33 protein-coding genes are annotated in these 24,861 nt (G+C 41.1%); 24 read left to right on the top strand and 9 right to left on the bottom strand.

All coding sequences use genetic code 11. The features are described from left to right. Positions 1-74: 74 nt before the first annotated feature. From AC3IT7_RS09845 to AC3IT7_RS09825, 5 genes are read right to left on the bottom strand one after another with little or no spacing between them, the layout of a single operon-like run. Complete coding sequence (locus AC3IT7_RS09845; RefSeq protein WP_489248337.1) at positions 75-1,187, bottom strand: hypothetical protein; 1,113 nt, start codon at positions 1,185-1,187, stop codon at positions 75-77. Then, on the bottom strand, positions 1,184-2,260 hold the full coding sequence (locus AC3IT7_RS09840; protein WP_489248336.1) for an ATP-binding protein: 1,077 nt from the start codon (positions 2,258-2,260) through the stop codon (positions 1,184-1,186). Before AC3IT7_RS09840 ends, AC3IT7_RS09845 begins: the two co-directional genes overlap by 4 nt. Further along, positions 2,260-2,814, bottom strand: a complete 555-nt coding sequence (locus AC3IT7_RS09835; RefSeq protein WP_489248335.1) for a hypothetical protein — start codon at positions 2,812-2,814, stop codon at positions 2,260-2,262. The genes AC3IT7_RS09840 and AC3IT7_RS09835 overlap by 1 nt, the downstream gene beginning before the upstream one ends. Then, positions 2,811-3,110: a hypothetical protein gene (locus AC3IT7_RS09830; protein WP_489248334.1), complete on the bottom strand. Its 300-nt coding sequence runs from the start codon at positions 3,108-3,110 to the stop codon at positions 2,811-2,813. Before AC3IT7_RS09830 ends, AC3IT7_RS09835 begins: the two co-directional genes overlap by 4 nt. Beyond that, a complete protein-coding gene (locus AC3IT7_RS09825) occupies positions 3,107-3,541 on the bottom strand; it encodes a hypothetical protein (protein WP_489248333.1) in 435 nt (144 codons plus the stop codon). Before AC3IT7_RS09825 ends, AC3IT7_RS09830 begins: the two co-directional genes overlap by 4 nt. Before the next feature lie 212 nt (positions 3,542-3,753). Here AC3IT7_RS09825 and AC3IT7_RS09820 point away from each other — a divergent pair, with 212 nt between their 5' ends. Beyond that, the gene (locus tag AC3IT7_RS09820) at positions 3,754-4,092 is read left to right on the top strand and encodes a hypothetical protein (protein ID WP_489248332.1); all 339 of its coding nucleotides are present in this window, start codon (positions 3,754-3,756) and stop codon (positions 4,090-4,092) included. A gap of 238 nt (positions 4,093-4,330) precedes the next feature. Here AC3IT7_RS09820 and AC3IT7_RS09815 read toward each other — a convergent pair whose 3' ends face one another. Beyond that, positions 4,331-5,278 (bottom strand): sensor domain-containing diguanylate cyclase, encoded by a 948-nt coding sequence (locus AC3IT7_RS09815; RefSeq protein WP_489248331.1) that lies wholly within the window; start codon positions 5,276-5,278, stop codon positions 4,331-4,333. Between the two features lie 703 nt (positions 5,279-5,981). Between AC3IT7_RS09815 and copM the strand changes: the two genes are divergently transcribed. Then, positions 5,982-6,659, top strand: coding sequence for a CopM family metallochaperone (copM, locus tag AC3IT7_RS09810; RefSeq protein WP_489248330.1), 678 nt, complete (start codon positions 5,982-5,984; stop codon positions 6,657-6,659). Positions 6,660-6,885: 226 nt separating this feature from the next. Here copM and AC3IT7_RS09805 read toward each other — a convergent pair whose 3' ends face one another. From AC3IT7_RS09805 to AC3IT7_RS09795, 3 genes are all read right to left on the bottom strand, one after another. Beyond that, positions 6,886-7,101: a hypothetical protein gene (locus AC3IT7_RS09805; protein ID WP_489248329.1), complete on the bottom strand. Its 216-nt coding sequence runs from the start codon at positions 7,099-7,101 to the stop codon at positions 6,886-6,888. A gap of 95 nt (positions 7,102-7,196) precedes the next feature. Continuing rightward, the gene (locus AC3IT7_RS09800; protein ID WP_489248328.1) at positions 7,197-7,487 is read right to left on the bottom strand and encodes a hypothetical protein; all 291 of its coding nucleotides are present in this window, start codon (positions 7,485-7,487) and stop codon (positions 7,197-7,199) included. A gap of 81 nt (positions 7,488-7,568) precedes the next feature. Further along, the gene (locus tag AC3IT7_RS09795; RefSeq protein WP_489248327.1) at positions 7,569-8,228 is read right to left on the bottom strand and encodes a LexA family protein; all 660 of its coding nucleotides are present in this window, start codon (positions 8,226-8,228) and stop codon (positions 7,569-7,571) included. Positions 8,229-8,340: 112 nt separating this feature from the next. Between AC3IT7_RS09795 and AC3IT7_RS09790 the strand changes: the two genes are divergently transcribed. From AC3IT7_RS09790 to AC3IT7_RS09685, 22 genes are all read left to right on the top strand, one after another. After that, complete coding sequence (locus tag AC3IT7_RS09790; RefSeq protein ID WP_489248326.1) at positions 8,341-8,541, top strand: helix-turn-helix domain-containing protein; 201 nt, start codon at positions 8,341-8,343, stop codon at positions 8,539-8,541. Between the two features lie 57 nt (positions 8,542-8,598). After that, a complete protein-coding gene (locus AC3IT7_RS09785; RefSeq protein WP_253134933.1) occupies positions 8,599-9,078 on the top strand; it encodes a phage regulatory CII family protein in 480 nt (159 codons plus the stop codon). A 48-nt stretch (positions 9,079-9,126) separates the two neighbouring features. Next, entirely contained in the window at positions 9,127-9,882 is a 756-nt protein-coding gene (locus AC3IT7_RS09780) for a phage antirepressor KilAC domain-containing protein (protein ID WP_489248325.1), read from the top strand. Continuing rightward, positions 9,879-10,175 (top strand): hypothetical protein, encoded by a 297-nt coding sequence (locus AC3IT7_RS09775; protein WP_489248324.1) that lies wholly within the window; start codon positions 9,879-9,881, stop codon positions 10,173-10,175. The genes AC3IT7_RS09780 and AC3IT7_RS09775 overlap by 4 nt, the downstream gene beginning before the upstream one ends. Next, the gene (locus AC3IT7_RS09770) at positions 10,175-11,113 is read left to right on the top strand and encodes a YdaU family protein (RefSeq protein WP_489248323.1); all 939 of its coding nucleotides are present in this window, start codon (positions 10,175-10,177) and stop codon (positions 11,111-11,113) included. The genes AC3IT7_RS09775 and AC3IT7_RS09770 overlap by 1 nt, the downstream gene beginning before the upstream one ends. Continuing rightward, positions 11,106-11,879 carry a hypothetical protein gene (locus AC3IT7_RS09765; RefSeq protein ID WP_489248322.1) on the top strand — a complete coding sequence of 258 codons (774 nt, stop codon included), beginning with the start codon at positions 11,106-11,108 and terminating at the stop codon, positions 11,877-11,879. Before AC3IT7_RS09770 ends, AC3IT7_RS09765 begins: the two co-directional genes overlap by 8 nt. 2 nt (positions 11,880-11,881) lie before the next feature. Beyond that, positions 11,882-12,166, top strand: coding sequence for an IclR family transcriptional regulator (locus tag AC3IT7_RS09760; protein ID WP_174894564.1), 285 nt, complete (start codon positions 11,882-11,884; stop codon positions 12,164-12,166). A 70-nt stretch (positions 12,167-12,236) separates the two neighbouring features. After that, positions 12,237-12,641 (top strand): DUF559 domain-containing protein, encoded by a 405-nt coding sequence (locus AC3IT7_RS09755; RefSeq protein ID WP_489248321.1) that lies wholly within the window; start codon positions 12,237-12,239, stop codon positions 12,639-12,641. A 2-nt stretch (positions 12,642-12,643) separates the two neighbouring features. Beyond that, positions 12,644-13,084: a hypothetical protein gene (locus tag AC3IT7_RS09750; protein WP_489248320.1), complete on the top strand. Its 441-nt coding sequence runs from the start codon at positions 12,644-12,646 to the stop codon at positions 13,082-13,084. Between the two features lie 580 nt (positions 13,085-13,664). Then, a complete protein-coding gene (locus AC3IT7_RS09745) occupies positions 13,665-14,141 on the top strand; it encodes a hypothetical protein (RefSeq protein ID WP_489248319.1) in 477 nt (158 codons plus the stop codon). A 1,368-nt stretch (positions 14,142-15,509) separates the two neighbouring features. Continuing rightward, positions 15,510-15,683, top strand: coding sequence for a hypothetical protein (locus AC3IT7_RS09740; RefSeq protein ID WP_191730662.1), 174 nt, complete (start codon positions 15,510-15,512; stop codon positions 15,681-15,683). A gap of 270 nt (positions 15,684-15,953) precedes the next feature. Next, entirely contained in the window at positions 15,954-16,391 is a 438-nt protein-coding gene (locus AC3IT7_RS09735; protein WP_489250001.1) for a hypothetical protein, read from the top strand. After that, positions 16,351-16,992, top strand: a complete 642-nt coding sequence (locus AC3IT7_RS09730) for a putative metallopeptidase (protein WP_489248318.1) — start codon at positions 16,351-16,353, stop codon at positions 16,990-16,992. Before AC3IT7_RS09735 ends, AC3IT7_RS09730 begins: the two co-directional genes overlap by 41 nt. Positions 16,993-17,059: 67 nt before the next feature. After that, entirely contained in the window at positions 17,060-17,269 is a 210-nt protein-coding gene (locus tag AC3IT7_RS09725) for a hypothetical protein (RefSeq protein ID WP_004279609.1), read from the top strand. A gap of 69 nt (positions 17,270-17,338) precedes the next feature. Further along, positions 17,339-17,806 carry a DUF2280 domain-containing protein gene (locus tag AC3IT7_RS09720; protein ID WP_489248317.1) on the top strand — a complete coding sequence of 156 codons (468 nt, stop codon included), beginning with the start codon at positions 17,339-17,341 and terminating at the stop codon, positions 17,804-17,806. Next, positions 17,796-19,202: a phage terminase large subunit gene (gene terL, locus AC3IT7_RS09715; protein WP_489248316.1), complete on the top strand. Its 1,407-nt coding sequence runs from the start codon at positions 17,796-17,798 to the stop codon at positions 19,200-19,202. Before AC3IT7_RS09720 ends, terL begins: the two co-directional genes overlap by 11 nt. A gap of 11 nt (positions 19,203-19,213) precedes the next feature. After that, the gene (locus AC3IT7_RS09710) at positions 19,214-20,689 is read left to right on the top strand and encodes a phage portal protein family protein (protein WP_489248315.1); all 1,476 of its coding nucleotides are present in this window, start codon (positions 19,214-19,216) and stop codon (positions 20,687-20,689) included. A 101-nt stretch (positions 20,690-20,790) separates the two neighbouring features. Continuing rightward, positions 20,791-21,006, top strand: a complete 216-nt coding sequence (locus tag AC3IT7_RS09705; protein WP_489248314.1) for a hypothetical protein — start codon at positions 20,791-20,793, stop codon at positions 21,004-21,006. A gap of 41 nt (positions 21,007-21,047) precedes the next feature. Continuing rightward, complete coding sequence (locus tag AC3IT7_RS09700; RefSeq protein WP_489248313.1) at positions 21,048-22,253, top strand: phage head morphogenesis protein; 1,206 nt, start codon at positions 21,048-21,050, stop codon at positions 22,251-22,253. A gap of 175 nt (positions 22,254-22,428) precedes the next feature. Then, complete coding sequence (locus AC3IT7_RS09695) at positions 22,429-23,391, top strand: hypothetical protein (protein ID WP_489248312.1); 963 nt, start codon at positions 22,429-22,431, stop codon at positions 23,389-23,391. 3 nt (positions 23,392-23,394) lie between these two features. Next, on the top strand, positions 23,395-23,769 hold the full coding sequence (locus tag AC3IT7_RS09690; protein WP_253143997.1) for a hypothetical protein: 375 nt from the start codon (positions 23,395-23,397) through the stop codon (positions 23,767-23,769). A gap of 5 nt (positions 23,770-23,774) precedes the next feature. Continuing rightward, the gene (locus tag AC3IT7_RS09685; RefSeq protein ID WP_489248311.1) at positions 23,775-24,854 is read left to right on the top strand and encodes a major capsid protein; all 1,080 of its coding nucleotides are present in this window, start codon (positions 23,775-23,777) and stop codon (positions 24,852-24,854) included. The last annotated feature ends 7 nt before the right edge of the window (positions 24,855-24,861 follow it).

Here is a 24,861-nt window from a genome sequence, read left to right as displayed (position 1 = left end):
GATGTTGCGGTAAGTTCTAACCCGACCTTTGTGCTGCACAAGCAGCACGCGGGTCATAGAAGAGTAGGAATAACTCATGAAGCCTCCCCAGTTTCAGCAGCCAAAGCATCTTTGCGCTGTGCATAAATACTGAGTAGCTCCTGGTGATCAGCTGGTAACAATTTGGCTGCAGGTATTGCGGGTGCCAGTCGTTCTAAAGTTTCTACTGAATCCATGTCATAGATCCGGTTAATCAAAACCTGCTTTTTCTTTTTGTAGAACAGATCGATAGAGGCACTACCATGTTCAGCACTTTCCACCGATGCTTGTTTGCGTGCAGCGTTTTCAATTTGATCAATCAAACTTGGTTGTACGACTTCAATAACTTCATCTGCGATTGGTTCAGGTTCAACCTTAGGCGTGTATTGCTCAGGATCCAGCTCAAGCAATTTATCTTCGGCAAGCTTGCACAAGTGCTGTTGATCTTTTTGATCTAAGTGTCCATTGGCCAGAAATACGTGACGGAATGAAAGAACGTCATCGGCCTTAGTAAACTGGGCAATTTGAGCTGTAAACTTTTCAACAAGCTTTACCGGGTCGGTTTCAATTGAATCCTCTTCAGTTTCTGCTACTGGAGCTTCAGTATTAACTGTGGATTCTTGCTCTACGACCTCAACAGGTTGAACTATCTCTGGCTCAGGCTGTATATCTAGTACAGCATCACCTGGGCCAGCTGGAATGCTAGCCTGTTCAGTCTCATTCTTAGCTTTGGTTGAGCGTCTCTTTTTAGGTTTGCCTGTATTGTCTATAGTTGTAGGATAGACAATCATTCGACCAAATAGTTCACCGATTGCCACTAATTGTAATTCGGCATTTTCTTTATCCGCCTGAGCAAAACCATTGTCGACAGCTTTGAAATACTCCATACACTGTTTGCTGTATTTAATCTTTGAGATATGGTCAGGATGAATAATAAAGATTTCCTGATCTTCCACGACATCCTCAAGAGTTAAAGGTTTGGCAAATGTGACTCCAGCCAATTCCATTGTTTCAACCTTGATGCAGAACTCATAGCCTGGCATAGCGAAAATCGTGGCAGGGAATTGAGACAGATCATCAAAATCCATTAACTTACCAACAGCGCGGCACATGATATTTCGGCCGGCCATCATTGCTTCAAAAGCTTCTTTGCTATTTAAAGTTTTCATGCTGACCATCCCTCCATATCTGATTTCGCCTGACAGGCATTTAAAATGTTTTGTTCGTATTTACTGCCTTTGAAGTAATTAGCAGGGTACTGGAGCTCATCGGAGCTTTGTGCATTTTGAATAGCAGCGATTGCTTTCTGATAATCAGCTTCAAGTAGTGCTTCTTGCTCCTGTTGCAGCTGTTTTTCAGACTCTTGGCTTGCATGAGATCTCTGAGTAATAATTCTCTTAATGCTGTTGCAAGTTTCTTCAAAAACTTGTTGACGCACATCCTGAAGACTATTTAATTTGCGCTTTAAGCAATATTTCTCAATATCAATTCCAGCTTCGATCATGAGAGCTTCAAGCTCTAAGATCTGATTGCCGTTAATCGTTGCATCGGCAGATCCAGACGATAGCCATTGGCTAAGCTTTATGCCTGTTTGTTCAGTAATACGCTCAGGCTGAATAAACAGACCAGTACGGTCTTTTGTGGCGATGGCGTAATTATCACCATGGGTAATATCCAGAACGGTCGTAAATTCATATTCAATTCCATCACGCTGTTCAGCTTTAAGGCCTAGTTTTTCAACTTTCTTTTTGCCACCATCATTGGTTTGAACCGTTTCCATTTTGCTGCGCATGGTCACAATGATATTGATGCTGGAATGAAGCATGGCATCAATGAACTTACGATGTTCTGGTGTGACTTCGCTCCATGCCCCCCAGGTATTTCCTTTAAATTTACCTTTACCTAAGGCATCAACCATTTCTAGGCAACCACCTACACCAGACCATTCATGGGTAATACTGTCCAGGATCACCGTCGTATAGCCGGCCTTTTCCGCAGCTTCAATTGCAGAAATAAATTTTTTAGGTGAATAAGGTGGCTGGAGGTTTGCAGTGTCGAATTGCATTACATCTGCATATAACTCGGCACTACTATTTTCAGTATCGACAACAGCGACTTTACCTCCAATACCTTTGGCAATAAGTAGGGCACCCATGGTTTTACCAGAGCCGGTAGGGCCAGCAAGAGCAAGGCGTAATTTCGCGTTTTTACGTTCAGCTTTCTTAAAAAATACAGTCGACATTACACAGCTCCTGGGTGACGGTTTTTGCGTTTATGGTCTTGATATGCCTGAGTAGCAAAATGACCAGTGCTTTCTAATACCTGGTTGTACTGAGCATTACGCTTTACAGATCGGGCACGCTCTATGCCTTTTGCAATAGAAGGGTGCAACGTCAACTTATCTACGCTTTGTAGAACACCACTGGTATTGCCAATACGGAAAACATCCAGATTGACAAAGTAGTCACGTGTAGAAGGGCGGTTGCCATTAACCCGGACAGCGTAGTAGCTGAATCGATTTTCCTTGCCAACGCGGTACACTTCAAAACCATGCAGGTTATGCACGTATTCAACAAAGAATCTGGCTTGAGCTGCATAGACGGCAGACTCAATTGGCAGTTTGAATATTGGCAATTCTTCGGTTTTGAATTGAAGGAAGCCGGTATACAAATCAGAAAAGCTAATCTGTGTCTGACTGTTCAAAGTAGTCCAATCTTGACTACCATCCTCACACCACATCACTGACTGGCCTTTGCTTAACGCTGCAAAGATTTGTTCAGGGGAAGTTAAAATCATGATTTCACCTCACTCTTTGGCTTATAGCGCTCACCGCAAAATGGACAGTAAGTGAATAAGAAGCTGGTTTTATCCTTCTTAACTCGATCCAATCCAGTTTTCTTCACGGTGACAGTGTGCTTTATTTCCACAGGCATAAAGCCACAGGTTTCAAGTGTTGACTGACCTGCTTCATTTTCACCAAAGACAAGGGTGTAGCCTGTCATTTCAACCGAATGGTCTTTTGAGTTTGGAAGCGTTTCCTTTGCGCGCTCTAACATTTTTTCTGTAAGAGTTTCTTTGCAATTACAAGTCATGACTGCACCTCCACCAGACGATGCTTCATGATGTAGCCGGCGATCATTGAATTGATTTCACGGTGATCCTGATGATCGGTGAAGTCTTTATATGGATTGCCATTTGCATCAAATATATTGATTTCACCCAGCTCTGCCACTTCGACTGCAGTGAACTCTGAACCAGGTACACCGTAGCTATCTGGATAAGCTTCAACTTCAAATGAAGAAATATTTAAACGGAAGCCATCCAGGTTAAGCACTGCTTCGCCACGGGTTTCATCGTGCATTTTCAGTGAAACAATACCGTATTCAGATTGAACATTTTGTACTGGAGCTGGTTGCTCAGCATTTAAGTCGGCATGAAAAGCGACTGATAAAGCGCTTACTGTTAAAGCAGCAGCAAACAGAGTTACCTTGAAGCTATTGTATGGAATTAATTTTGTGTTCATAATTACTTTACTCACAGAGAGAGTGTGGGTCATGCCTCAGGTTGCTCGAACAACGCTGGGGCTTTTTGTTGTCTATGAAGATAATATCGCATTTCCGATATTTATAGTCAATAGGAAAACCGATATTAATATAGAAAAACCGATAATTTTATTTTGAACTATGTTTTCATACATGAAAAAATCCACACAGGGTGGGTTGCATGGAGTCTGTTATGAGTAAATGTCAAGAAGATATAAAGATGGAGCTAACCTTAGCTCTTATTAAGGCTGGGGTGCAGGAGTCAGCATTAATAAATAAGACTACTGGAGATCTTTACCAAAATATTATCCAAAAATCTAAACCAAAAGAACAAATGCATGGGGATTCATATGCTCTTGGTAAGCCTTCTGAGAATTATGTTTATGAACTTATCGAAAAGCAAAGAGCTGAAGCTAAAATTGCCCTTAAAATAATCCAGCAGTATCAATTCACAACATTAACCGAACTGGTTCATCAAATAACCCTGGTAGCTTATGGTAAGGTGAACACAATAGGTTCTTGTTCAAAATAAAATAAGTTCTATTTTATTCTTAAGCCATGGCAGTAGCTTTGCAAATCAGCTAATAATGAGGATGATTTAGAGGCATCGAACATAAAGGCATTGCTCGAAACTCTCTCAAATCCATCTAATTCTTTTTGATTTAGGTGTTGTATCTCTTTGTCAGAAAAGTTTCGACCACTACAAATAAATAATATTTTCATTCTTTTCTCTACCCGATCCAAGAGCCGCTTGGGTATGCGGCTTTTTATTAATTATTATTAGTAGCTTTAATTAAGATTTTATCCTGATACATTTTTTCATCTGCCTCTATGATAGCTGCTGATAGACCAAATGTTGGATTTCGCATTGCAAGCCCAATTGCCGCACTAATATTTGCCTCTGAAAAGGCATCTTGAATTCTCGTTACGAGTTTCTCAGCATTTTGTAGATTGGTTTCTATGCTGAGTACAGCAAACTCATCACCACCTAAGCGAGCAACGATATCATTACTGCGAACAATACCTTTTAATGTTCTAGACATTCTCTGGATTAGCTCATCACCGGCCGCATGTCCCATGGTGTCATTTGTAATCTTGAGATCATTGAGATCAATCATAAGAATAGCAGTAGGGTGGCCATAACGTTTACAGCGCTCTTCTTCTAACTCAATTAATCTATCCCAGGCACGACGATTATAAAGACCAGTCATTGGATCAGACATTGCTTCCATTTCAAAACGTTCAGCTTTACGTACGTATTCAGCAGCTTTAAGATCAGCTTGAATGGTATAGCTAAGAACTTTTGCTATTAACTCGAATAATGGAGCATCTTCAATCAGAACTTTAGATTGAGGCTCAGGATCTATTGCACAAAGTGTGCCGAAAAGGGAACCATCTTCTCGAAAGAGAGGCTGACCAATATAGGCTTTAATAGAGATAAGTTGATTTATGGGAGCATCCGTATAGACTTGGATATCAGGCGAGTACGGTACAATACGAGGTGCGTTAGTCTGTACCATTTGGAAGCAAAAAGAGTCTGCCCAGCGAAATACCTGACCTGGCTTAACGTCATAACCATTATCTTCACTTAGTAAGACGATCCAATCATCACCCTCCGCACGGGTAATCATCCATAGCTTGAAGCCAAAGCGTCGAGATAAGAATTTTAAAATAGCTTGGCCCGCTTCTTCAAAATTCTTAAAGTTAATATTATCCATTAAGTAAACCTATTGCCCATGCAAAGAGAAGCGCCGCAGAATCATAACGTTTAAATCACGGTCCTATAGATCGTAACCTGAAGTTGACTAGCTCATGGAGTATTCTGCAACTTAATTTACTTTACCTGAAATAGTTGAATTTTCCATCAGTCAGAAAAGGGTTTTAACAAGACATTTACAACACAAAAGAAAACCCAACATATAGTTGAGTTAGTGATGCCTTGCTTTTGTTATCACAGGTCTTCTCATGCTTGACCTTAGGCTCAATATATCGAGCCAATGTTTCAGTCGTGAGAAATGTCAAGCACTGGATCTCATTCATAGTTTTGTAATGATCTAAAACGAGATCCATGTCAGCCAAAAGCTTCGGTTCACTGTATTCACCTAGTGAGAGTTTCAACATATTGACATATAGTTCTTTTCATACCCCCGCGGATAGTCTCTACATAAAAGCTTTATTCGTACAGTGTGAGTAGTGAATTTTGACTCTAGCTTTTCTAGCTAAATGAATATGAAATATTTATAAATAACTTTATTGTTTATTTTATTAGCAAATTATATTTTTGTTCGATCAGGTGTTGACCTTCCCATATTTGTAAAGTTTACAGTCACCTCAGAAAAGGTAATAAGAAATTCACTGGTTATGAATTTTTTCTAATCTTTATTACCTATTATTTTTTAATAATATTAAGAGGAATGCTCCATGAATCATTTAGCTTTATTGTCAATAATTGGAATGATTATATTTAGTGCGGGATGCTCTTCCTATACTACAAAGGAAAATGAAACAAGTGAGACTCAACAGGAGAACCATTCGGTGCCCAGTGATGTAAATGGTTCAGCTCAGACGGATAATCCCGCTAGAAACGCCTATAAGGCTATAAATACTCGCATGCACAGTGGAATGGATATACAGTTCACGGGAAATACAGATGCCGACTTTATATTAAGCATGATTCCACACCATCAAGCTGCAGTAGATATGGCAAAAGTAGTACTTCAATATGGTTCTGATCCAGAAGTACATCAGCTTGCTGAGAATGTTATCTCTGCTCAAGAGTCAGAAATTGAAATAATGAATGAATGGTTAATAAAAAACAAAAAGCATGTGGGCAGTAAAAAAATGGATAGCCCATCAACTAAAGCATATCTCAAGGTTAATAATGAAATGCACACAGATATGATGGCTCCACTTACAGGGAACGCAGATGTAGATTTTATTCAAGGCATGATTCCACATCATCAGGGTGCTATTGATATGGCTAGAGTGGTTCTTCAATATGGTTCTGATCCAGAAGTACGCCAGCTTGCTGAAGATGTTATCTCTGCTCAGGACACTGAAATCAAAATGATGAATGAGTGGTTAAATAAGTATAAATAAATTACTTTTGTGTTCTAATCTTTTTATATGCAAGGGGAGACCAAATCTCCTTGTTTTATCCAGAAAACAAAATTAAGTCACGCTAAAATTGCTGCTTCTTTACTTTTAGTGTGAGAAATAACTGCAAAATTAGGCATGTTAGGAATATCCACTTTAGATTTTATCTTTAATCCCTATTAGTAATTTTTACGATCAAGAACCCGTGTTGAATTATTGATAGATTTAACTATTTAAAAAGCTGAATTCGCTTAAACTTTTTATTTGCTTCAATTTCTGTTTTATAGAATTTGTCTTTATCAGTCGAATCCATAAATTTAGCAAAAGTAGTAGATTCAAGAAGACGGTAAAGAAACCTTTCGCCCGTCTTAAGTATTACTGTCAGTAGATGATGCTGGTAAAGTACATGACTGATCTTGGGTGAATTTATTTCAATTTTTTTCATTATGTTTATTGGCTATCCCTAGTCATTAGTATTTAATCTTTAAGCGCCCTGAGACAACCTAAAAATCAACTCAAGCCGCCTCAGATTCACAGTATTTAAAATCCTTCGTAATTACAGACTTCTATTCTTGAAATAAAATCGAGAGGCATCGTCAGTCTCTCAGCAGTAATGGTTTCGAAATGAACCCAGATAGCAGCGTCTCTATTCTCAAAACTAATACTTACAATTTTCACTAAATCATAAGGTTCAGCATTATGGGTCAGAATAATATTGTAAAGTTGATCTGACCGTACGTAAGAGATAAGCATTTGATGGATTGTCGCTTGTTCATCACTACTTAATTCACTGTATTTACTTAGTTCGGGTAAGCCATATTGCGTATTCACTTCAATCCTTATTAATCTTAAGTTTTCTGTAGAAAACGGCAATTCTACCAATTTAGACAAAGCTGGATATATTGGCTTTTGTTAATTCTTTCTCACCCTTGGTCTTGCGCGATAGACATAACGAACACAGTCAACCACTTGGCCTACAAAAAGGCATTGATCATCTAACTCAATAATATTTGGCTTAAATTCTGGGTTTAGAGCCTGAAGATATCTCTTACCGTTTGTCTCGATAACCAGTTTCTTGAAAGTAGCATCGTCACCGCGACGGACCACAATGATATCACCAGACTGCATATCCCCATAATAGGCATCCGGATCTACAACGATGTAATCACCTTCCATGAAATCAGGGAAGTTACTCAAACCCTGAACTTTTAGAAAAAAGCAGTTTGAGCATTCATCTTCTGGTAAGGGCAACCATTCAGTTACCTCACTCATATCTACTGCGGCGACATTAGTAAAACTACCAGCCTGAACCCAAGATAGGACAGGGGCCATGCGTGCTTTTACGGGCACAGCATTAGCGGGCTCAATTTCCCCTGTAAGCCCTTTTTTAAGTTCTTCAGCAGTAACCCCAAGAGCACTAGCTAATTCCAAAATAAATCCAGTTGACTTGGCATTACCAGTTTCTAAATCAGAAATAACAGACTGCTTAACTCCGGACTTTTTAGCTAACTGTATTTGGGTCATTTTTTTCGCTTTTCGAATTTGTTTTAAATTCTCACCCAAAGTTGCCATGCATATTTCCTTGATTTCTGATATCGGAATTGTGATACAAATACTTATCGGTTTGGCTATTGTTTAAATATCGGAAAAACTATATATTTGTTGAAAAGTATCGGAGGTTCTTATGAATCAATGGCAAACAATGATCTCTGATTTGCGGAGACAGGGATTAACACAGACTCAAATCGCTAACGAAATTAAGTGTTCACAGAACTATGTAAGCAATCTGGAGCACGGAATTTGCGGTAAGCGCCTTTCCTACGATAAGGGAAGAAGTCTTGAAAAGCTTTGGAAAAAGAATTGCTCATCAAAGACAGCCGCTTAAAACCAATTATCAATCAGTAATCGTTTTAAAGAAACGTGAACAAAAACAGGGATTCACATGATTCTAAAGAAAGAAACAAGAATAGCGATTCATCAGATGATTAATCAGTCTGAAGGGTTTGATCCAAAGGATATAGCTCAAGTCACTGGTGATGCGCATAAGACGATTTGCAACTATGGCAATCCAAATATGGAAAACCATGATCCAAGTCTTAAGAAGTTTGAAGCAATCATGCTTTTGACCCAGAACCCAGTAGTTCTGAAAGTCTGGGCTCATATGCTTGGTTTTGTTCTTATGCCTGCAGGTGGGGAAGGTTCACATCGTCAGATGACTATCGTGGAAGCATTACTTCAAATGAATTCTGAAACTGGAAAAGCCAATCAAAAGGTTTATGAGGTTTTAGAGGATGGAATGGTGACACCACAAGAATATGCGGAAGCGAGTGAAATCCTTAATCGCATTATTGAAAACGCTAAGGCAGCAGATATGGCTTTAAGCAAGCAAATGCATAAATTCACACAAAAAGAAAAAGCCTGATCTCAGAAATCAGGCTTTTCGAGTAATTCAATTCGAGGTGAGTCAAATATGAATATGCCAATAAGTATACCACAAACCATGACGCAAACAATGAGTCATCGTGAGATCGCCAGCCTAATCGGGAAAGAACCAAAGCATGTAAAACGTGACTGCGATGTCATGTTCAAAGAGCTTGGGTTAAAACCAGTGGGGTATGCCCAACCTTGGACACACCCTCAAAACAATCAAACTTACATGGAATACATGCTGCCGCGTGATTTGGTAGAAACATTGATTACTGGGTACAGCATTAAATTGCGTCATGCTGTTTTGAATCGGCTACGTGAGTTAGAGCAACAAATCGCTCAATATTACCCGGTTCTACCAAACTTCACCGATCCAGCAGAAGCTGCACGCGCCTGGGCGGAGCAATTTGAAGCTAAGCAGTTGGCTGAAAAACAAATCGCCGTACTTGCACCTAAGGCTGAAGCACTAGAAGCGATTGCTGATACATCCAATACTTATTGCCTGCGTGAATGTGCCAAAACAATTGGTATTCGCGAATCGGATCTGATCCAACTGCTCATTGATAAAAAGTGGATCTACCGTGAACCATCGAAGACACCAGGTAAGTCTGGAAAACTTCAACCTCATGCTCAATTTGTGACGAACAAAGTTTTCATTAACCGTATTTCACCAGTCATCACCAACCAGTATACCGGTCAAGAAATGGTGCACACCAATATGCGTGTAACTGCTTTTGGTCTGACTCGTATTACAGGCCTGGTCAATAAAATGCGTAAAGCACAGCAGGTGGCGGCATGAGCATAACTTTAGAAGATGTTCTTGGCTTCATTTCTTCAGCTAGTGGTTCTAACTTAAATACGATTGCCGATGAAATGAAAGAAAGTGGCTTTGAGTATGAATGTCTCGAATGTGAGACCCATGAATGTGAAGAGCATGAATGTCATCACGATGAAGAAATGGCTGAAGTGAAAAATGAGTTTATTCACTATCTAGTTGAACGAAACAATCAATTTGGCTTAGACGACATGCTTGATGAATTAAAGCGTGAAGGCGAGCGAGTCGGTGCTTATTTAAAAGTGGGGTGCAACTAATGCATAAATATTTACACCATATTGGTGACTTCATGCGTGACACAGTTCACCTCTCAACACTTGAGGAGTGTTTCTATCGACGTGCTCTGGATTTTTATTACCTCAATGAAAGCCCATTACCCAAAGAAACCCAGTCGGTTTTTCGTCGGTTACGCGCAACAACCGAAGAAGAGAAACAGGCAGTTTTAAATGTTCTCGGTGACTTCTTTACTGAAGAGGAAGACGGGTTTCACAACAAACGATGTGATGCAGAAATTCAAGCTTATAAGCTTCATGCTGACAAAAATCGTGAAAATGGTAAGAAAGGTGGGCGTCCGCCAAAAAAGAAACCGGATGAAAACCCACATAGCGAAGAAAGTGGTGAACCTCAAAACCCAGAAGAAACCCAGTCGGTTAATTTGGGTTCTGAAATTGAAACCCAAAAAAACCTTAACCATAAACCATTAACCGTTAACCAAAAACCATTAACCAATATTGATAGTAGTAGTAATGTGTGCGAAGAAAAAATTTCTTTTCCACCCATTCAGTTTTCTCAATATCAAGTTGAGGATCACAAACGCTATTCGATTCTTGAATGCGTACATGTATATCCAATTCATTACGATTTCATAGAACTTGGAAAGCAACGTAATCCTGGTCTATCAGAGCAAGATCTAGTTGCCATGTTTACAAACTTCGGTGATTTCTTCTCAGCTAAGTCGGATAGCAAAAATACTCCAAGCTTATGGCTGGTGAAATGGTTTACCTGGATTCAAAACAACAAAGACGAAGTACGCCGTCTACGTGAAGCTAAGTCTCTTCCTAAACAACAAAAGTCTTTTTCAAATTCAGCAGGTCGCACCCAGAACGAAGTAAACGACTGGATGTCTGAGATCGGCGGTGATGATCGGCCTGCGATGCGTGATGTGCACGAAGTGGAGGGCGGTAAATATGCGTAATGAATTGGCTCAACATGAAAATACTCAGGCCATCCAGCAATTCGGCGAATCGGATGCACGTAAGCTGGTTGAAGACATGCTTCTCATGTACGGCAAGAAATTTACTGATCAATGGTCAGGTCTCAAGAAGGGCCAGGTTATTGAGAAGTTTGTCGAAAAACTTTCAGGCCTAACTTATGAGCAGTTTCTTCGCGGCTTAAAACGTTTGGATACAGCTGAATGGCCGCCATCAATTCCTGAGTTCAAGAACTGGTGCAAAGGTGTTTATGAATATCAGACTCCAGATGAAGCATGGTTGCAAGCTTTGAACTACGAGAAATCAAACCGTGTTTGTCGCATCAATCGTATTGCCCAGGAGGCATTCTATGCAGTGGTTGGGCCGTATGGCAGCTTAAAGCCTACCGATACTGTGCATAACGTGTATTGCAGTGTTTACAAGAGACTGATCACAGAAGCGAAAGAGCGTGGCGAACCTGATGAAGAGCTAAAGGCAGTTAAGCAATTGGCCGAACCAAAGGAGCCTGATGATATTGATCATCAACCTGTGCCGAATGCAGTGGCTCAACAAGCGCTTGAAGAACTTAAAAAACGCATGAATGTGAAAAACCGTCATGTGCCAAAGCCTCAACGTCTCCAGTGCCAGCCGACTGCAATAGCTGATCCTTGGCCAGATCCTTTTGAAAATCCTGAGTCGTACTTGGAAAAATGCGAGATGGATGGGGTGAAGGTGCCTAAGGTTATTCGTGAGCAATTGGGAGGTCACTGATCATGTCAAAAGAATATGACTTTCAAACCATGGATTGGTGCCCATCGATGCATGCCGTAACCCAAGGCGAGAAAATGATTCGTATATTGCGTCAAATGATGGCTAAACGGGGCAAAACAAGCGTTTCTGATGTGATGGTACTAATGGAGGGTAATCGTCGCACTGTACAGCGTTATTTAGGTCAGTTGGAGCATGCTGGATATATCCAGAGAGATGGCGCTACACCTGCAGGCTTCACCGTAACTGAAAAGACTAAGCAGATTTTCACAGTGAAGGTGGCGGCGTGAAGGATCTAAACAAAACATTGATGTTTATTTTCATGGCAATTGGCGCCGTCGTTTTGAGGATGTGGTGTGAATGACCAGCTACTCAATCGCTGAATACAAAAAGATGGTGAAAGCCACCAGACCGAAAGGGCGCTCCAAGCGTCCTAAGGTGAAAGGCGAAAAAGTACCGAATGAGTTTGAGGCGAAACTGGCCCGAGAACTAAAGACTTTAAAAATTGAGTTTGAGCAGGAATTTGAGTTTCACCCAAAGCGGAAATGGAGAGCAGATTTCCACCTGGTAGGAAAAAAGATACTGGTAGAGGTTGAAGGTGCGATCTGGAGTGGAGGAAGGCATACCAGAGGCAAGGGGTATATCGGGGATATGGAAAAATATAACGTAGCAACCATGATGGGTTATCAGGTAATACGGTTTAGTACAGATCAAGTGAAGTCAGGTCACGCGATCCAGCAAATAGAGAAGATGGTAGGGGAATAGGGATGAATGCGATGGTTAAGACTGAAGTAATGGATTGGGATCGTTTCAGTATTGAAGATTGGCTTAAGCAGTATGGGGCATACATCCAGATTTCACGTATGAAGTCGGGAAATCAACCAGACTCGCTTGGGGTCAATCAAATATACTGGCTGATTCTTGAAAACAACAAAGGGGTGGCACCACGTAAGGACCAGATCATTTGCAAGATTAATGATTTTGAGGCTGAGCAGGTGCGGAAGTTGATTGTGGATTTTAACAAGTCGGGTTCGGTTTGTGCCTCGGCAAAGGTGGCAGTGCAATTGTTTATCGAAAAGAATGTGAGAGGGATGTCACTCGATCAAATGGTACGTGAATTTACTTTGGGCAGAACCTCAATCAAGAGCATGATCTACTGCGGCAAGTTTTATTTATGCGGCCATGATAAACGCTTGAAAATAGATTGAATGGTTATTGACCGTGCGCACGGGATATGGCATATTTCTGTTATAGTGACTGAAGTGTACGTTAAAGCACTAGATTGATTTAAAAGCTCGCCAAATGGTGGGCTTTTTTGTTTCTATAGTCTTTTAAAATTAGAATAAGAAAACGAACTGCAAATACACTTTTTGTACATCGTAATAAGAGGTGTTGGTTTATCTTCAATGGGCCTAGTTAACCCGTTGGATTGCTATGGTCCAAGAGATCTTTGACTTTATTTATGATGAAGCTCTAAAGGAGTATGAGCCGTCAAAATATGAAATAGTCAATAAGCTAAAGTTTTTTTCAATAGTTCTGCGATTATTTGCAGAACTCATGGATGAAGATGCATTCATTGAAATCAATACATTGACTGTCATATTTAAATGCAGGTCTAGATCTACGTGTTATTGGGTATTTGATATGCCTGAGATAGGGGATAAAAAGCAGTTCGTTGAGTATCTGTCTTCTGAATTAAATAAATTGTGATGGTGGTTCAAGACTCAAAGAATGTAGTCCTTTCGTGTTAAGGTGTTGTTATCTTTCCCATGTGAAAGAGCATGAGTCATGGAACTAATTTTTCTAATTTTTCTTATTGTTATTATCCTTTTTATAACAGTATTTGTAATGGTTAAACCTACCCACAAGAAGTCTGGTGGAAAATTCAAAGAAATGACTAAAAATAAGTTTAGTCATCAGATTTCCGGTGCAATTAACTTCCAACACCCCATAATTGAAATAGTTGGTCCAGAACTTGAAGATTCTGTGAGTAAAGTCGTTAATGCCCTTCTTATCATGGATAGCACAAACACAGAATATACCTATGCAATTATGGTGATTGTAAGTGATATTCAAGTTGGTTATTTAAGTGATGAAGATGCTGAAAAGTTTCTGAAGATCTTGAAAGATAAAGATTTATACAAGGATACTGGAATTGAAGTAAAGGCACTTATCTATGGGGATTGGGGGAATGCTGATCAAATTGGAAATTTTAAAATCAATTTAAATCTCCCTGAAAATTTTGAAGACTCAGAAATTAAGTAATCGGATTTGCTAAGAGAGTCTCCTTTGGGGGATTTTTTATTGTTTAAAATTTATTGCCTAAAACGAAAAGCAACCAAAATTAGACAATGAAAAACAATTTCTTAATATTCTCTATACTTTCTGATCGAAGCCTTGGTGCTATATTGTTTTTGTGATAAGAAGAAGATGCAATACGAAGAAAGTGACTACAGCACTGGCCCACTTATTTGACGAGTAAGTGGGCTTTTTATTGCCTGTAAAAAGACGACCCAAGCCTACTGGAGTGCTGACCAGTGGAACATGCCTTCGAGTAAACCTCCTTCGGGAATCCAAACCAGGGAGTAGTGCCCCGACCTAAAGAGGATTGAAAGCAGGTAAAGCAGACCGTGCATGTTAGGTGTGTGTGATTGTGAGTAGCGTTTGGCCCTGCGAAAAGGGCTGTCTTACTAAGATTTTAATAAAGTCTTGCATATAATATTATTGTGTATATAATGCGGCCCAGATTCTATGGCTGTAGTTTCTGTTGAGTTTTTGCCTCCTTTCCCTATAAAGGAGGTATTTTTTTGTCAGGAGAAAAGTATGCTCCAATTTTTCCTTTGCTTATTCGGCCTACATGGTGCGACTGAGATCGACTACACGGTTGATGATGAAGAAATCAAAGTGTGTCGAGATTGTTTGAAAGAAATTAGTTATAAAAATAGGCAAGGCAATCGTTATCTCCATTTATAAACTAATAATTTAAGTAAAAAAATCTTTGACGATTAAGATCGTTTCGAATATCTTATTATTTTACCAAGTGTTCAAAAAACTCCACATTTGGATTTAAGTTTTTACCCACACTGACCCCAATCATGTGGGTATTTTTTTCACTTAATAAAAGATACTTAGACGATTTGAGTGGTCAGTTATCATTCGACATTCTTCTGCTTTAAACAAATAATTACATTCTTATAAGTAAATTTTCTGCTAGGATTCTTGAACATAATAACTATTAGATACAGTTGTACATGACACGGGATAAGCCTGCTTAATTTGGGAGAGTTAAGCAGGTTTTTTTTATTAAGATAGAAATGTACTCTAATTTATATTTCAGCTTATCTGACCTTCAATGTGTTACTGAGATTAATAATGGAAAGAAGGAATGCTGGGGTTGATTAAGGGAGGTCGAATAATAGTTGCTCAGTTAAAACAACCTGTCACAATAATGAAATATTTAATTGATATTTTTTGATACTGCAAATGAATTTGCAAACAAAGTTGGTCCGCTTGACTGAGAGAGAGTTAAGCGGGCTTTCTTTTTAGTTTTAAATTCGCCGGACGTATTACGGCAAACAAAGCCCCTCGCATTCTAGATGTTGAGGGGTTTTTCTTTTCTTATTGGTGATACCCATGACAGATAAAGTACAAGCGAAACAAGACTTAGAATATTGCAGTATCGAGCTGTCTAAGTATCAGAATCTCAGTCGATCCGGCCTGACTCGAAATGAGCTGCTGGCAATTGATGGCATTATGATTAAGTTGAAAGAGCGTATTAAGAATTTGCGTGTGGCATTGTATGTGTGATGCGGTATAAGGAAGCGTTTTAATTAGGTTAAAACACGCCAAGCTCTCGTAATGCAAATTACGATTAATGAAATACATAGGTATAAGACAAACTCACTGGTTACGGAAGTGGTCTGGTCTAGTCTGTAGTAACAAATAATGAAGACTAGGAATATGATGCTAATAAGATAGAGCATTATGGTTTCTTGATATTTTAATATTGGATCATGATAAGTACTGATGTCAGCAAATGCAAAAATCTACCCAAGCGTGGCTTTTAATGGGGGAAATATGGAACTTGATGCATATAAAACCCTAACCAATAAGCTTCCACTTAAGAAGAAGCTTCGCACCAGACCACTACCCAAAGCTGGCGAAAAATACCTAGAAGCATTCGATCGATTGAAAGAGATCCTGGATCGGATGGAAATTAAGTATGAAGAGTATTTTCATTTCAAAAGTACTAAGCACTGGCGTTTCGATTTGCACCTGGTTGGCTATCTCGCATTAATTGAAATTGCTGGTGGGCCTTGGTCTGGTGGTCGAAAAGGTAAATTAGCCACAAAAGCCTGGAGCATAGATCGCTATGACCATGCTGAAGAAATGGGTTACCGCTATCAGCGTTTTGAAGTCAATGATATCAACATGGGCCGTGCAACGGCATGGCTGAGAAATTTAAAGGCATCTTATGGAACAGTTCAGACCATTCCCGCCGACGGAGCTGATTGATCAGGCTGAGGAAGAGGAGGCTATTCGTTTGGCACCTGCGCCAGAGCTTAAAGAATGGGCCGTGAATAACTGGCTTACTTTAGGTGGTGAGTTACATAACCCGGATCATGATCATATTGCTGAATTACTGCATGACAATGAAGAGTTCCTTGCATTCGCCTGGGCTTCATCTGCCGCCGTAGCGAAAAAACGTATGGTGTTAGGCCAATGTGAAAAGGTCATGTTTAACGTGGGCGGATGGAAGAAAGCACGCCAGGAACAACAAATGCGGGATTGGTACGGCTTTGTACCTCAATACCTGATCACTGTAGATGCTGCCTTTTGTGAACAAGCCTCAGATCGTGAATTCTGTCGACTGATTGAACATGAGTTATATCACATCGGAGTTGAACGGGATGAAGATGGGGAAATCATTTATAGCGATATGACCGGACTGCCTAAGCATTACCTGGCTGGCCATGATGTTGAAGTGTTCTTTGGTGAAACAAAACGATGGGGTGCTGATGAGTCTGTTAAAAGACTTCTAGAAATTGCCAAGAATGCGCCGTTTGTATCTGAAACGAATATTGCAGCATGTTGTGGGAACTGTGTGATTAATTAAAATGGGATCAGATTTTAGCTTTACTTTATTTCATTTTTTTGTAGATTTGATCTAAAGGAGGGCGCGTATGGCTACATATAAACAAATTCAAGAATTCCTTACTGAAAAACATGGGCGTACTTTTAAAAGTTGCTGGATAGCAGATATTAAAAATCAGCATGGTTTAACTAAAAGGCAAGCACCTAATAGGTATGATCCAGATAACCGTGTTCATCCTTGTCCTGAAGAACATAAGGGTAAGGTTGAAGAAGCATTGAGGCATTTTGAAATGATTTAAAAAAGCTCCCCGATTAAAGGGGATTTTTTTTGTCTATCTTGCTATACGTAGCTATACAAAGAGGTGGTTATGGCAGCCCTAAAAGAGCCTGTAAAAATATTTATAGTTCAAGCTCTTGCATGCCGTGACACCCCTCAAGAAGTTGCGGATATTGTTAAGCAAGAATATGGGATTAAAATCGAACGCTCACAAGTTGCTTTGTATGATCCAACAAAGGCAGCAGGAAAAAATCTTTCCAAAAAATTTATCGATCTTTTTAATGAAACCCGTGAAAAATTTGATGCAGGCTTGATCGATATTCCAATTGCTCAGAAGTTTTATCGAATGCGTCAATATCAAAAGCATCTTGAGAAAAATGCTAGAAACACGGTGATGTCACTAAACATCATGAAGCAGGCAGCGCAGGATCTGGGTGGTCAATTTACTAACCGGCAAGAGATTACTGGTAAAGACGGCAAGCCAATAGAAACCATTAATCAGAATGTACCTACGGATAGCTACCTGAAAGCAAGGGAGCAGGTCTTGGATGAATACTGACCCAGCACGTGAACTGGCCATACAGATCGAAGCTCAAGAGGATCTGTATTTCTTTTCGCGTTTTATGTTTAAGGAACGGCGCAAATACAAGTGGCTGCATAACTGGCATCATCGTGTGGTATGTGATGCACTAATGAAGGTGTATCGGGGCGAAACCAAGCGACTTATTATTAACATTCCACCACGGTATTCCAAAACAGAATTAGCTGTAATTAATTTCATGGCCTGGTGTTTTGGTAAAGCACCAGACAGTGAGTTTATTCATGTCAGCTACTCAGCCACACTTGCAGCCAATAATGCCTTCCAGACGCGAAACCTAGTACAGGAAGAAGCATACAAACGTGTATTTCCTGATTTTGCATTACGTGATGATAGTAAAGCTAAAGATGACTGGCGCACTGCAAAAGGTGGTGTCTGCTATTCACAAGGTACAGGCGGTACGATTACGGGATTCGGTGCTGGTAAATTTCGAGATTCATTTGGCGGGGCAATCATTATCGATGACCCGCATAAAGCCAGTGAAGCACGTTCAGATACGATCCGTAAGGGTGTAATTGAGTGGTTCCAAAATACACTTGAATCTCGTACCAACTCACCAGATACACCCATCATTGTCATCATGCAGCGTTTGCATGAGGAAGATTTGGCAGGCTGGCTGCTTGACGGCGGTAATGGTGAAGAATGGGAACACTTATGCCTTTCTGCAATCCAGGATGATGGCTCAGCACTCTGGCCAGCTAAACATAGCATTGAAACGCTTGAGCGAATGGAGCTGGCAGCGCCGTATGTTTTTGCTGGCCAATATCGTCAGAGACCATCGCCACCAGCCGGTGGTTTTTTTAAACCTGACAATATTGAAATTGTGGATGCATTGCCTGCGGATATCACTCATCAAGTACGTGCTTGGGATTTAGCATCTTCTGAAAATGAAGGTGACTTCACAGCGGGTGTGCGTGAGGCCAAAAGCCGAGATGGTTATATCTATATCGTAGATGTGCAGTATGCTCAGCTAGGCCCTGACGGCGTTGAAAAGCGCATTAAGCAAACTGCGGAGATGGATGGTAAATCGGTCGCTATTCGATTACCTCAGGATCCTGGTCAAGCTGGTAAGGCTCAAGCGAAGAACTTTATCACCAAGTTATCTGGTTTCAATGTAAAGGCCGAAACGGTATCGGGTGACAAGATTACTCGGGCTCAGCCTTTTGCAGCTCAGGTCAACGTAGGCAACGTGAAAATGCTTCGTGGTGACTGGAATAAGGCATTCATTGAGGAATTGAGAAACTTCCCAAATGGTAAACACGATGACCAGGTGGATGCTGGCAGTGATGCATTTAATGAATTAAATGAACCTCCACGAGTAAGACCGAGCGGGGGTGGCTCACGAAGTTTTAATTAAGGTTTTTTAAAATGGCAAAATCCAAAAACAAGCAGAAAGAGGCCAAGCCAAAAGCAGCAGGCTTGTTAACCGAAGTTGCTGTTGAGAAACTTGCGCTCAGTATGGGGCGTGCTGCGGATGTCGATGAGGTTCTGCGTAAGGCTGGTGTTACCCGGCAGCGTTTAAGTGTGCTCATGGCAGACGATGAAATATCACAGGCTATGGAGACCCGGCTTGATTCGGTGATTAATGCACCATGGCGGTTCAAAGAAGATCACGGGGAGCAAACTGAGTTCTTAAAAGAACAGGTTGCTTACTGGCACAATGAAATTATCACCGGCGCATGGGAGGCTTGCCCATTTGGCTATTCAGTCATGGAGGCCAATTACAAGATTCTTGAGGGTGGTAGATTCACACTCAATGGCATCCAGGTAAAGCCGCTGGAATGGTTCGAGCCAAAGAATAACGGTGAACTAATTTATCGGGAGTCGCAGGCCAATACAGAAATTAATGTATTCCAGAAGTGGCCATTAAAGTTCTTTTTAACTCGACGCAAGCCTTCATTTAAGCAGCCTTATGGCGACCCATTACTATCAAAGCTGTATTGGTTATGGTTCTTCAGAACTAACTCCACAAAATTCTGGGTTAAGTTCCTGGAGCGTTTCGGCTCCCCACTACTTGTAGGTAAAGTGGGTGGTAATAGTCGAAAGCAAGATGATATTGATGCAATGACTTCCGCATTATTGAATGCTCACTCGCAGTCGGTTATTTCGATTGGATCTGAAGATGACGTAAATACAGTAGGTACTAACTTTTCTGGTGCAGGTAGCTCTGCATTTGAGGCATTTGATACCGTTTTAACACGCCGTATTCAAAAGGTTGTATTAGGCCAGACCCTTACATCGGGAACTGATGGCACAGGGAGTCGTGCGCTGGGCGAAGTACATGAAAATGTGCGTATGGATAAGCGTAACTCAGACTTACGCATGATCACCCCGACCTTTCAGGATATTGTTGATGCTATTTGCTTCCTGAATGGATTTGAAAAGCACACGATTATTCTGGGTGGTGAACAAGACCTGAATGTAAAAGTGGTTGAGCGTGACCTAAAGCTTAAAAACTTAGGTGTTGAGTTTACTGATCAGTATGTAATTGAGACGTATGGTATTAAGCCTGAGCACTTCAAAATGCGTTCAGACCAGATTCCAGTTAATACTCAATTCACCGCTTTACCTCGCCAAGCATTCAACTTTAAAGCCTCAGCAAACAAGCTTTCACCTGAACAGCAGGAAGTTGAAGAACTGACTGATGGCCAGGATGAATTGCAGCTATTAAAACCGGATCAGGTCAAGGAATTGGTATTCAAGTCTGATAGCCCTGAAAGCTTGGCTTATAACTTGATGCAGTTAATACCTGGTGCAACTCAGACACAGTTCACGGCTAATCTGGATCAGGCTTTGTATGCAGCAGATGTACTGGGATATGTGACGGCCAATAATGAAAAATAGTTGTTCTAGTGTATAATGTTTGTGCGGATAGGATTGCTCCAGAAAGGCATTCAATCTGAATGTTTTCCGCACCAATGATTGAGTTATTACAGGGGTGTGAAATGCTGGTAAATAAAATATTGAGTGATTATCATAATCATGGTGACCTAACCCGCTTGGAGTTAAGTAGCGCCGCATTCGATATAATTTTAAAAGAAATGGAAGCTAAACTTATCAAGCCTAAACAGCCATTAAACAACGCTAAGATGAATAAGACAATTAATGGTCTGCCAATAAGGATTACGCCAGATAGTGAAATATGGTTTGAATGGAAATAATACCCAACCACCGAAAGGTGGTTTTTTATTGGGCGTAAGTTATGCAACCAGTTACCTTCCTTGAGGCGCTTCAATACGCTCACAGTAAAAAGATCGTGCTACCTGATGAGTTTTATTCAATGGACCTCAAGACCCGGCAGATGGCGACGACAGTCAGCTTTCTATCGAGTCTTGAGCAGATTGAAACAGTCATCAAGGCTGTGAACAAGTCCATTGCCGACGGCGGTACCTTTAAAGATTTTCAGGAACTCATTGAAGAATCTGAAATCATCCTGCCAAAGCATTACCTAGACAATGTATTTCGTACCAATATTCAAAGTGCATATGGTCATGGCCGGTGGCAACAACAGCAACGGAATAAGGCTAAACGACCTTACCTGATGTACTCGGCGATCAATGATAGTCGGGTGCGTCCCAGTCATTTGGCTTTGAATCGTATTGTACTGCCGATTGATCATCCGTTTTGGTTGACACATTACCCGCCGTTGGGCTTTCGTTGCCGATGCACCGTGATTGCCTTAACCGAGAAGCAGGCATTGAAATACGGTATTACACCTGAGGATCAATTGCCTGAAGTAGCCGAGGCTTTAGATTGGAGTTCTCATCCATTGCAGTTTGGTGAGCTTGAATCACTGGTCGATAAAAAGATCAGTACTTCAAGTTTAGATAAAGAATATCTCTTGGAGCAGAAGGAAGTCATCAAAGCAGAATGGACGGCGAGTAAAAAGCTCACCAGTCTATTTGCTCCGATGGATGATAAAGCCCGAGACATATTCAACACGGTGGCCAATACGGTAATTCCACTTGATCCAAGTATTCGGCCAAGTGCGATTCGTACCTTTCTGGACTATGTACAGGGGAATGATGCATCGCTGACCAGCTATTTAAACTCTGCTACAAGCTCTCTGGCTGACGATGTGCTTAAGCGCTGGCTTACTACGGATATGGCAGTAATTCAGGCTGTTGCAAGCAATACGGCTTCAACCGTGGTGGGTGCTGCGACACTTAATCAAGTAGCAGCTTATCAGGTAGGGCAGACGATTCAATTTAATGCGCCGTTACTTCTAGCTGATTCGACTTCGGACATTGTGATTAAGATCGAGAATGCGAAAGGTCTCGGTATTGATCTTGATATGTTGAATGCTGGCAATGGTGTTTTATTTCCAATTGGACTGTCGTTTGAGGTGGTTTCGATTGAAGCGGTTGAAGGGCAAATGGTTTATACATTAAAGGCGTTGGTGAATTAGATGTGTTGTAAAAATTGCTGTAGTTGCTCATGTAAAGCAAGCTCAGGTTATCAACCTGAGGCTAAACCTGAATATGTTCCACCACCGCCTTTAGTGCGAATTAATCCACCCAAAAAACCATAAATCAAATTCAACTTAAGCACCTTCGGGTGCTTTTTTTATTGGAGCATGAAAAATGCCAGATCCAAATGAAGAACGGCTGAAGTATTTATTTAATGCCTCTGCGATTGAGGTACCCAAAGCCGAGGAAGGGCAGAAGCGGAAATTTAAAGGCACTGCCTATGCCGGTGGCCGAGTAGATGGGCACTGGTATTGGGGGCGCTCTGGCGTGGTCTTTGATCTTGATGGTATCGAGATTGATAAGCCGACAGCCTTACTAGAAGAACACTTTGGCTCAAGTCGAATCGGTGTTGTTCAAACGGTAGATACCAACGGAAAGATTGACGTATCTGGTGATTTCCTTACGAATGCCAAGGCACAGGAAATTGTCCAAGACTCCGATGATGGCTTCCCATTCCAGATGTCAATGATGATTGATCCTGGATCTATTGAAGAAGTGTCACAAGGCAAAGCGGTAACTGTGAATGGTCAGTCGTTTGAAGGCCCAATCACAATCTTCCGTCAAAACCGTATTCGTGAATTTACGATCTGCTCAACAGGTGCTGATCGCAATACATCAATTAAAGCCTTCTCGGGCAAAGCCAATCCAAACCCAACCATAGAGGACACCAACGTGACCGAATTAGAACAGGCGCAGGCCAAAATTAAAGAGCTTGAGACTAAAAACTCTGAGCTTGAAACTCAAAATAAACAATTCGCCGCAGCAAAACGTGAAGCTGAAATCAGTGCATTGGGTAAAGACCTGGGTAAAGAGTTTAGCGCCGAAGATATTGAAGAAATGAAAAAGCTTGATGATGGTGCATTTGCATTCTCAGCCAAACAACTTCGTCAATTCTCGGCAGGCAATACACAGCCACCAACTGCACCACAGACACAGCAAGTACCAGGTGTAAATCCAGCATTTGCACATTTGTTTAGTCATCAAGCAAACCCGGGGCAAGGTGGTCAGTCGAATAATAACGACACTCATAAATTCACTTCAGGTGCACAAGCATTTGCAGAACAAAAGGGGAAATAATTCATGGCTATTCACTATGTACCGCCTATTTCGGTCACTTCAAAACGACTGATCTTGGACAATGAAAAATTACGTCGTGCCAATGCCAAGGTGCCAACCGCCACAGCATTTAAATACGGTGATCTATTAACGCTATCAGATGCTAATGTGCTGGCTCATGCTACTGATGAAAAAACATGGGATGTGATCTGTGGTCAGGATGTGTCGGCTGCAGAAGCCACTATCAAGGCTGCTGATGGAATTGAAATTCCAGTGTATTACGGCGGGGTGTTCAGTATTGAAGCTGTCTCACTTAATGGAACCTTGCTGACTACTGCTCAATACGATGCAGCGCGTGCACAGGCAACTAAAAACAAAATCGAACTTTCTAAGGTGTAATTAACATGCCACAGTCTTTTAATATTGAAGGTGCTCCACTTGAACTTCTTGATGTGGGCGAGCTTGCACTGATCCACTCAAATTACCGTCCAATGGATACCTGGCTTTTAGACAAGCTTTTCCCAAACCGCCCGTTATTTAACCGTGATGATGTGCCTTTGGCTGAAGTATCTGCCGAACATGATCTGGCGCCGCTGGTATCTCCGCAACAGCCTGGTAAGCCATTTGATACCACTCAATCTGGTGAAGTACGCCATGTTAAACCGGCTTACTACAAGCCAAAGAACCAAGTCACTCCGGCTGAAACTTTTGAAATTGCCTTGCTTGAGCGTTTACGTACCGCAGGTATCATCTCTACTGGTAACCAGCGACTATCTGAGCAAGAGCAAATGATCATTGCTCAAATCTCAGTGATGAAGCGCAACCATGATGCGATTGATAACTCAGTCATGATGATGGCGATTGATTTACTGAAAAATGGTAAATATGCGCTTCACTCAGATGATTATGAATACAACCTGGTGGATTACCGTCGTGATGCGTCTTTGACATATACGCCGTTGGTCAAATGGAATGAAGTAGGTGCCAAGCCAGTAACGGATATCCGCACCATGCTTGAACGTCAATTGGCTGCTGATGGCGGTGAAGCTAAGCTGTCTGTTATGTCTGGCTTGGTTTGGGCAGCCCTCTGGAACAATGAAGAATTCAAAAAAGAATTCATCACGCCGTATGCCGGTATTTCTGTTCCAGTGAATCCAAGTTTTGGTGTTAAGGAATCAGCGACCTTCAAAGGTACTTTTGATGGAATCGAATTCTGGGTATATGACGCGACCTACCGCAACAAAGGTCAAGTAAAACGCTTTATTCCTAAGGATTACTTCTCTTTGATTTCTGATACCAATGGTTCAGTTGCCCACTGTAAGATTAAAAACATGTTGGCCAACGGCGTTGCTCAGCAGTACTTTGATCGTCAATGGTACTGCGAAGATCCAAGCGGCATTATGCTGATGACTGAATCTGCTCCACTGGTTGTGCCGTCTAATAAGAACGGTGTCGTTGGTGGTACTGGCTTTATCACCCTATAAGGAGCAA

This window comes from Acinetobacter sp. KH_038 (assembly GCF_057839405.1).
Note: the sequence above shows the minus strand (reverse complement) of the source record. Positions and strands in the feature narration are given on the sequence as shown.

Coding starts and splice junctions, on each gene's coding strand:
- AC3IT7_RS09840 (WP_489248336.1), bottom strand. CDS start 2,260: ATGTCGACTGTATTTTTTAAGAAAGCTGAACGTAAAAACGCGAAATTA.
- AC3IT7_RS09775 (WP_489248324.1), top strand. CDS start 9,879: ATGAGCATAACTTTAGAAGATGTTCTTGGCTTCATTTCTTCAGCTAGT.
- AC3IT7_RS09750 (WP_489248320.1), top strand. CDS start 12,644: ATGAATGCGATGGTTAAGACTGAAGTAATGGATTGGGATCGTTTCAGT.
- AC3IT7_RS09710 (WP_489248315.1), top strand. CDS start 19,214: ATGGCAAAATCCAAAAACAAGCAGAAAGAGGCCAAGCCAAAAGCAGCA.
- terL (WP_489248316.1), top strand. CDS start 17,796: ATGAATACTGACCCAGCACGTGAACTGGCCATACAGATCGAAGCTCAA.
- AC3IT7_RS09815 (WP_489248331.1), bottom strand. CDS start 5,278: ATGGATAATATTAACTTTAAGAATTTTGAAGAAGCGGGCCAAGCTATT.
- AC3IT7_RS09695 (WP_489248312.1), top strand. CDS start 22,429: ATGCCAGATCCAAATGAAGAACGGCTGAAGTATTTATTTAATGCCTCT.
- AC3IT7_RS09830 (WP_489248334.1), bottom strand. CDS start 3,110: ATGACTTGTAATTGCAAAGAAACTCTTACAGAAAAAATGTTAGAGCGC.
- AC3IT7_RS09780 (WP_489248325.1), top strand. CDS start 9,127: ATGAATATGCCAATAAGTATACCACAAACCATGACGCAAACAATGAGT.
- AC3IT7_RS09745 (WP_489248319.1), top strand. CDS start 13,665: ATGGAACTAATTTTTCTAATTTTTCTTATTGTTATTATCCTTTTTATA.
- AC3IT7_RS09720 (WP_489248317.1), top strand. CDS start 17,339: ATGGCAGCCCTAAAAGAGCCTGTAAAAATATTTATAGTTCAAGCTCTT.
- AC3IT7_RS09685 (WP_489248311.1), top strand. CDS start 23,775: ATGCCACAGTCTTTTAATATTGAAGGTGCTCCACTTGAACTTCTTGAT.
- AC3IT7_RS09740 (WP_191730662.1), top strand. CDS start 15,510: ATGACAGATAAAGTACAAGCGAAACAAGACTTAGAATATTGCAGTATC.
- AC3IT7_RS09690 (WP_253143997.1), top strand. CDS start 23,395: ATGGCTATTCACTATGTACCGCCTATTTCGGTCACTTCAAAACGACTG.
- AC3IT7_RS09725 (WP_004279609.1), top strand. CDS start 17,060: ATGGCTACATATAAACAAATTCAAGAATTCCTTACTGAAAAACATGGG.
- AC3IT7_RS09790 (WP_489248326.1), top strand. CDS start 8,341: ATGAATCAATGGCAAACAATGATCTCTGATTTGCGGAGACAGGGATTA.
- AC3IT7_RS09705 (WP_489248314.1), top strand. CDS start 20,791: ATGCTGGTAAATAAAATATTGAGTGATTATCATAATCATGGTGACCTA.
- AC3IT7_RS09805 (WP_489248329.1), bottom strand. CDS start 7,101: ATGAAAAAAATTGAAATAAATTCACCCAAGATCAGTCATGTACTTTAC.
- AC3IT7_RS09795 (WP_489248327.1), bottom strand. CDS start 8,228: ATGGCAACTTTGGGTGAGAATTTAAAACAAATTCGAAAAGCGAAAAAA.
- AC3IT7_RS09730 (WP_489248318.1), top strand. CDS start 16,351: ATGGAACAGTTCAGACCATTCCCGCCGACGGAGCTGATTGATCAGGCT.
- AC3IT7_RS09760 (WP_174894564.1), top strand. CDS start 11,882: ATGTCAAAAGAATATGACTTTCAAACCATGGATTGGTGCCCATCGATG.
- AC3IT7_RS09755 (WP_489248321.1), top strand. CDS start 12,237: ATGACCAGCTACTCAATCGCTGAATACAAAAAGATGGTGAAAGCCACC.
- AC3IT7_RS09825 (WP_489248333.1), bottom strand. CDS start 3,541: ATGAACACAAAATTAATTCCATACAATAGCTTCAAGGTAACTCTGTTT.
- AC3IT7_RS09700 (WP_489248313.1), top strand. CDS start 21,048: ATGCAACCAGTTACCTTCCTTGAGGCGCTTCAATACGCTCACAGTAAA.
- AC3IT7_RS09770 (WP_489248323.1), top strand. CDS start 10,175: ATGCATAAATATTTACACCATATTGGTGACTTCATGCGTGACACAGTT.
- AC3IT7_RS09835 (WP_489248335.1), bottom strand. CDS start 2,814: ATGATTTTAACTTCCCCTGAACAAATCTTTGCAGCGTTAAGCAAAGGC.
- copM (WP_489248330.1), top strand. CDS start 5,982: ATGAATCATTTAGCTTTATTGTCAATAATTGGAATGATTATATTTAGT.
- AC3IT7_RS09765 (WP_489248322.1), top strand. CDS start 11,106: ATGCGTAATGAATTGGCTCAACATGAAAATACTCAGGCCATCCAGCAA.
- AC3IT7_RS09785 (WP_253134933.1), top strand. CDS start 8,599: ATGATTCTAAAGAAAGAAACAAGAATAGCGATTCATCAGATGATTAAT.
- AC3IT7_RS09845 (WP_489248337.1), bottom strand. CDS start 1,187: ATGAAAACTTTAAATAGCAAAGAAGCTTTTGAAGCAATGATGGCCGGC.
- AC3IT7_RS09820 (WP_489248332.1), top strand. CDS start 3,754: ATGAGTAAATGTCAAGAAGATATAAAGATGGAGCTAACCTTAGCTCTT.
- AC3IT7_RS09735 (WP_489250001.1), top strand. CDS start 15,954: ATGGAACTTGATGCATATAAAACCCTAACCAATAAGCTTCCACTTAAG.